The 1257-nt window shown below is 68.7% G+C and carries 1 protein-coding gene; it reads right to left on the bottom strand.

Annotation, left to right across the window (positions count from 1 at the left end; translation table 11 throughout):
- A partial coding sequence (locus ACFW48_RS38765) for a helicase-related protein (RefSeq protein ID WP_386323388.1) occupies window positions 1-1257 on the bottom strand: 1257 nt, incomplete at both ends.

The raw sequence follows: 1257 nt of genomic DNA, 5'->3' as shown, positions 1-1257 counted from the left end.
GCCCCGAGGTCTCGACGTGCTCGTACGGGACCTCCAGATCCCCCGCGCGTTGCCGGTACCGGTACGCGGCTTCCGCGCCCCGGCGCCAGTCCTGCCGTTCGGTGTTGATGACGGTGTAGCTGATCCACTTCGCGATGAGCGCGGGGTCGCGGGGGGCTGCGAACCGGAGCAGGAGCCGGCCCTCCTCTTCGCCCTCGGCGGGTACCGGACCGACCGGCAACGACGGGTCGACGACGCGTTTCCTGGGCTCCTGCGGAATCGCGAGCATTTCCACAGCTTTTTCATGATGCGCCCGGATTCCTTCCAAAATCCGGATAAGTGGGCGGTAGGAATTAGAGGAAAGCATGTCCTCTGGTTTTTCATCCACACCCAGAAAGATGGGCACGATCAGGGTGGCCATCTTGCCCTGGCCGGGGTGCTGGCGCAGGGCTCGGCCGATGGCCTGGACGATGTCGACGGCCGACCCTTTGGGGTCGACCAGGGCTACCGAGTCCACACTTCTGATGTCGACGCCCTCGCCCAGTACCCGGCAATTCGAGAGCACGGCGCGCCCGGCCCGGCGTCCGAAGTCGGCGAGGACCGTCTGCCGGTGGGAGCCGTCGTGTTCCCCGCACAGCCATCCCGACCACACCTTCTCGGGATGCCGGGCCGGGTCCACTTGGTGCAGGCGGGCGGCGACGCGGTGCAGGCCGGCGGCGAAGGCCTCCGCCTCGATCGTCCGGTGGTGGAAGGTGATCGTGGTCTGCAGCCCGTGGGCGGACATGGTCTCCAGCAGCGCGGTCTGCAGCGCGGCGAGCCGCTCACCGCGCAGCTGCTCCTCGTACCGCTCCTCCCCGTTCAGCCGGTCCGGGGTGACGACGGGGTCGGTGAGCTCGGCGACGACGATCTGGTACTTCGCGAGCAGTCCGCGGGAGATGGCGGATGCGAGGGACAGCTCGTACACGACGGGTCCGAACACCTTCTCGTCGTCCATCGAGCACGCCAGCTCCTTCGGCAGCCGGTCCCAGCGCGGCCTGCTGACATAGACCCGCCCCTCCGCCTTCCCGCGCTCCTCCTCCTCGGCGAGCCAGCGCGCCTCCTCCATCTCACGATCCTGCGCCCGGGACCGCGGGGGTCGTTCCATCCAGATCCTGGGGGTGGCGCTCATGTAGAGCCGGCGCATCGCGGGGATCACATCCTGGCGGTGGACGTCCGCCCAGGCCTTCCCCGCCGACCCCGAGGTGCGGTGTGCCTCGTCGACTACCACCAGGTCGAAGA

Origin of the sequence: Streptomyces sp. NPDC058812 (assembly GCF_042744565.1) — a bacterium.
GTDB classification, from domain to species: Bacteria; Actinomycetota; Actinomycetes; order Streptomycetales; family Streptomycetaceae; genus Streptomyces; species Streptomyces thinghirensis.
This window is presented reverse-complemented; position numbering and strand designations above follow the sequence as displayed.